Source organism: Kineococcus sp. NPDC059986 (assembly GCF_040702905.1).
In the GTDB taxonomy this organism is placed as follows: domain Bacteria; phylum Actinomycetota; class Actinomycetes; order Actinomycetales; family Kineococcaceae; genus Kineococcus.
Window position 1 is genome coordinate 1 of the sequence record NZ_JBFBND010000070.1, and the last position, 4,594, is coordinate 4,594.

The 4,594-nt window shown below is 74.6% G+C and carries 6 protein-coding genes; 4 read left to right on the forward strand and 2 right to left on the reverse strand.

The window, feature by feature from the left end; translation table 11 throughout:
• The coding region (locus AB0637_RS24750) for an HNH endonuclease signature motif containing protein (RefSeq protein ID WP_366175441.1) at positions 1 to 591 on the forward strand (591 nt) is incomplete at its 5' end.
• A gap of 28 nt (positions 592 to 619) precedes the next feature.
• Here the strand turns inward: AB0637_RS24750 and AB0637_RS24755 are convergent.
• The gene (locus tag AB0637_RS24755) at positions 620 to 1,477 is read right to left on the reverse strand and encodes a helix-turn-helix transcriptional regulator (protein ID WP_366175443.1); all 858 of its coding nucleotides are present in this window, start codon (positions 1,475 to 1,477) and stop codon (positions 620 to 622) included.
• Positions 1,478 to 1,604: 127 nt separating this feature from the next.
• Between AB0637_RS24755 and AB0637_RS24760 the strand changes: the two genes are divergently transcribed.
• Positions 1,605 to 2,363 (forward strand): SDR family oxidoreductase, encoded by a 759-nt coding sequence (locus AB0637_RS24760; RefSeq protein ID WP_366175444.1) that lies wholly within the window; start codon positions 1,605 to 1,607, stop codon positions 2,361 to 2,363.
• 6 nt (positions 2,364 to 2,369) lie between these two features.
• Here AB0637_RS24760 and AB0637_RS24765 read toward each other — a convergent pair whose 3' ends face one another.
• Positions 2,370 to 3,260, reverse strand: coding sequence for an EamA family transporter (locus AB0637_RS24765; protein WP_366175445.1), 891 nt, complete (start codon positions 3,258 to 3,260; stop codon positions 2,370 to 2,372).
• 85 nt (positions 3,261 to 3,345) lie between these two features.
• Between AB0637_RS24765 and AB0637_RS24770 the strand changes: the two genes are divergently transcribed.
• The gene (locus tag AB0637_RS24770; RefSeq protein ID WP_366175446.1) at positions 3,346 to 4,302 is read left to right on the forward strand and encodes a LysR family transcriptional regulator; all 957 of its coding nucleotides are present in this window, start codon (positions 3,346 to 3,348) and stop codon (positions 4,300 to 4,302) included.
• A 110-nt stretch (positions 4,303 to 4,412) separates the two neighbouring features.
• Positions 4,413 to 4,594: Asp23/Gls24 family envelope stress response protein (locus AB0637_RS24775; protein ID WP_366175447.1), on the forward strand; the 182-nt coding region annotated here is incomplete at its 3' end.

Sequence of the window (4,594 nt, forward strand, 5' to 3'; positions counted from 1 at the left end):
GTCCTGTTCGCCCGCGTCACCGGCCTCGACCTCGTCACCGACCCGCTCCCGGTCACCCTCGAACTCGTCATGGACGAAGCCGCCCTCCTGCGCGGGGGGAGCACCTCCGCGCGGGTGTGGTGCGAGGGCATCGACGGCGGACCCCTACCCGCCCGCCAAGCCCGGGAGCTGGTCCTGGACGCCGCCGAACGGGACCAGACGTGGGTGCGCAGGCTGTACACCGCCCCGGACACCTCACCGGCTGCGGGTGACCTGGTCGCGATGGACGCGAAGTCCCGCCTCTTCCCACCCGCGCTCGCCCGCTACCTGCGACGGCGGGACCAGGTCTGCGCCACCCCCTGGTGCCAGGCCCCCATCCGCCACATCGACCACGTCACCCCCTGGGCGCGGGGAGGCAGGACGAGCGTGACGAACGGGCAGGGCTTGTGCCGGTCCTGCAACTACACCAAGGACCTCCCGGGCTTCAGCACCAGCAGCGACGACCGCGGCCGGACCGTGCTGACGGTCAGGACCGGGCACCGGTACCAGCGCGAACCACCGCCGGTGCTGGGACACCCCACCCTGCCCGAACGCCGGGCCCGTGCCGGGTGAGGGGACGTGGCGACGAGGAGGAGGAGGGTCAGGCCGACGGCGTCAGGTCCTGGACACCCACCACCCCGAGCAACGCGATGCGTTCTGCCGTCCCGGTCCCCGGCGCGGGCCGGAACAGCACGAGGCTCTGCCCGGAGGGCGGGCTGACGACGACGTCGCACTCGAGGTCGAGACGTCCGACCTGCGGGTGGTGCAGCACCTTGCGCGTCGTGCGCCGCATCGCGACCTCCTGCAACGCCCAGAGGCGGCGGAACTCCTCGCTGGCCGTCTCCAGGGCGCCGACGAGTGCGCGCACGTCGGCGTCGCCGGGCCGGGCACCGCTGGTCAGGCGCAGGTCGGCGACGTACTCGCGCCCGAGCTGCTCGTGCTGGGCGGGGTCGTACCGTCCGCGCAGGTCGGGGTCGGTGAACCAGCGGTACACGAACGCGCGGCGCAGCCCGCGTTCCGCCGCGATCGGCCCCAGCAACGCGACGTTGAGGGGGTTCTGCGCCACGACGGTGCTGAGGTCGTCGGTGACCAGGGCGGGGACGTGGGGCGCCAAGGCGTCGAGCACGCACATGAGTCCGGCGTCGGCGTAGCCCTGGGACCGGTGCCGCGCCGGCGGTTCGTGACCGGCGAGGCGGTGCACGTGGTCGCGTTCGTCCAAGGTCAGGCGCAACGCGCGGCACACCGCGCCCAGCACCTCCACCGACGGGTGGGCACCGCGGGCCTGCTCGATGCGCTCGTAGTGGTCCGTGGAGACGGCGGCGAGCACGGCGACCTCGTCGCGCCGGAGTCCGGGAGTTCGCCGCCGGCCGCCGGGGACGAGTCCCACGTCGGCTGGGGACAGCTGCTCCCGGCGGTGGCGCAGGAAGGCGGCGAGGGCCTGCCGGTCTCCGGTGCTCATGCCCCCAGTCTGACCAGGGCGGCCGCCGGTAGCCCCGGACAACCCGTCCGGGGATCCGCCGTACGCCCGGGGGAACCGCGTGCCGACCGACGATGGCGTGGCAGACCCCGACACCAGGAGGAACACCATGGCTCCCCAGCAGATCGTCCTCGTCACCGGCGCCAGCCGCGGCCTGGGCCGCAGCGCCGCCCGCCACCTCGCGGCCGCCGGCTACGGGGTCATCGGCACCTACCAGTCCAACGCCGCCGAGGCGGAGGCGATGGTCGCCGAGGTGACCGGGCACGGCGTCCCCGGTACCGCGCTCCAGCTCGACGTCGCCGACGCGTCCGGTTTCGAGGTCTTCGCCGACCGCGTGCGGACCGTGCTCGGCGACGCGGGGGCCGAGCACCTGCGCGCCGTCGTCCACTTCGCCGGGTACGGCGTGCACGCGCCCTACGTCGAGACGACCGCCGCGCAGCTGGCGGAGATGCTCCGCGTGCACGTCACCGCGCCGTTCCTGCTGACCCAGCTGCTGCTCCCGCTCCTGGCGGACGGCAGCCGCGTCCTCAACGTCTCCTCGGGACTCACCCGCTTCACCGGCCCCGGCTACGGCGCCTACGCCGCCGCGAAGGGGGCCGTCGAGGTCCTCACCCGGTACCAGGCCGCCGAACTGGGCGACCGCGGGATCCGCGTGAACACGCTGGCGCCCGGGGCGATCGCGACGGACTTCGGCGGCGGCGTCGTGCGGGACGTCGCGGCCGTCAACGAGGCCCTTGCGTCAGCCACCGCGCTCGGCCGGGTGGGGCTGCCCGACGACATCGGCGCGGCACTGCCGGCGCTCGTCGGGGACGGGATGGCCTGGGCCTCCGGGACGCGCATCGAACTGTCCGGCGGGCAGTCGATCTGAGGCGCCTCAGCCGGCGGGTGTCGTGAGCTCGACCCGCTCGCGGCCCCGTCCGGTTCCCCGGCGTTCCCTGCCGGCCGAGGCCGTCGCCCCGGCGGAGGCGAGGACGACGAGGACGACCCCGAGCCCGCCGAGCAGCGTCATCCGCTGCCCCAGCAGAGCCCAGCCGGCGAGGGAGGCGATGACGGGTTCGAGGCTCAGGAGGATGCCGAAGGTGCGTTGCGGCAGCCGGCGCAACGCGGCGAGCTCCAGGGAGTAGGGGATGACGCTCGCGAGCAGCGCGGTGCCCAGCGCCAGCCACAGCCCGTGGGGGGCCGTCACCGCGCGCAGAGCCCCGCCGGCCCCCAGCGGGACGAGGACGAGGGCACCGACCGCGGTGGCGACGGCCAGACCGCCGTGGCCCGGGACGAGCCGCCCCACGCGAGCGCTCGCCATGATGTACGCCGCCCAGCACCCGCCGGCCAGGAGCGCGAACACGACACCGACGGGGTCCAGCGATCCGCCGTGGTGCTCACCGGTCAGGCCGAGGACGACGACGCCGGCGAGGGCGAGCCCCACCCACAGCAGGTCGCGCACCCGGCGGCTCAGGACCGCCGAGAGCGTCAGCGGCCCCAGGAACTCGATCGTCACGGCCGTGCCGAGGTCGATGCGCGAGATGGCGGCGTAGAAGCAGCCGTTCATCGCTCCGAGGCTCAGCCCCAACGCCAACGCGGCCCGCCACTGCAGCCCCGTCCAGGACCGGACCCGCGGCCGCACGACGGCCAGGAGCACCAGCGCCGCGAGGCCCAGGCGCAGCAGCGTGGTCCCCGTGCTCCCCCCGAGGGCGAAGAGGTGGACGGCGAGCGCGGCGCCGATCTGGAGCGACGTGCACGAGCCGATGACGAGGAGGACGGGACCCACACGTCCAGTCTGCCTCTCAGGACACTCCTGTCCAGCGAACGTTTCTCCGCTGTACCGTTCAGTTCTGCTGACGAACAGGAGGACCGTGCTCGACGTCCACCGACTGCGGCTGCTGCGCGAACTGGACCGCCGCGGGACCCTCGCCGCCGTCGCCGCCGCCCTCGGGTACAGCCCGTCCGCCGTGTCCCAGCAGCTCTCCCAGCTCGAGGTGGAGGCGGGCACGACGCTGCTCGAGAGGGTCGGGCGCGGTGTGGTCCTCACCCCGGCGGCCCGGGTGCTGGTCCAGCACGCCGACCTCGTCCTCGCCCAGCTGGAGCAGGCCGAGACCGACCTGGCCGCGATGGCCGGGGAGGTGACGGGTGTGCTGCGCGTCGCGAGCTTCCAGACCGTCCTCTTCGCCCTCGTCCCGCGCACCCTGACGCTGCTGACCGAACGCTTCCCCGCCCTGCGGGTCGTCATCGACCACCGCGAGGCGGCGCCGGCGTTCTCCGCGCTCGCCGCCCACGACGTCGACCTCGTCCTGGGTGAGGAGTACCCCGACCGGCCGAACCCCCGCCCGGCCGAGGTCGACGAGGAGGACCTGCTCCACGACCGGTTGCGCCTGCTCGTCCCGGCGACGGGCCCCTGGGCGGGGGCTTCGCGCATCGAGGACCTGTCGACGGCGCCCTGGGTCCTCGAACCCCAGGGCACCGACCCCGGCGACTGGGCGCTGGCCCGCTGCCGCCGGGCCGGTTTCGAACCCGACGTCCGCATCCGCACCCCGGACGCACTGCTGCACGTCCACCTCGTCGAGACGGGGCACGCCGTCGCCCTCCTCCCCGAACTCGCCCTGGCGGGCCGCCCGCGACTGCGGGTGGTGGACCTGCCGGAGGACCCGACGCGCCGCCTCTTCACCGGGGTCCGTCGCGGAGCGGGTGGTCGCCCTGCCGTGCAGGCGTTCCGCGCAGCGCTGCGGGAGGTCGCAGCCGACCGCGCGGTGGGCCGGTCACCCCGGCGGGGACGGATCACGGGAGGCGGTCAACACCCCACCCCCCTACTGTGACGCACATCACGTTGTTGAGGGCGTGAGGTTCACGGGGGTCCCGACTCCAACCCACTGAACGTGAGCGGTCCGGTCGCACGGTGCGGCCGGACGAGATGGAGGAGGAACCCATGTCCGACGCGACCACGAGCACCACCCGTCCCGGTGCGACCACCCGGAACTCCTCGGCCACCGGCCTGGGCAGCGAGCACGGCAGCACGACCATCGCCGACACCGTCGTCTCCAAGATCGCCGGCATCGCCGCCCGCGACATCTCCGGCGTCCACGCCCTCGGCGGCGGCGCCGCCCGCGC

What these genes read in the sequence shown, in the direction of transcription:
- AB0637_RS24755 (WP_366175443.1), bottom strand. Translation starts at nt 1,477, where the DNA reads ATGAGCACCGGAGACCGGCAGGCCCTCGCCGCCTTCCTGCGCCACCGC.
- AB0637_RS24760 (WP_366175444.1), top strand. Translation starts at nt 1,605, where the DNA reads ATGGCTCCCCAGCAGATCGTCCTCGTCACCGGCGCCAGCCGCGGCCTG.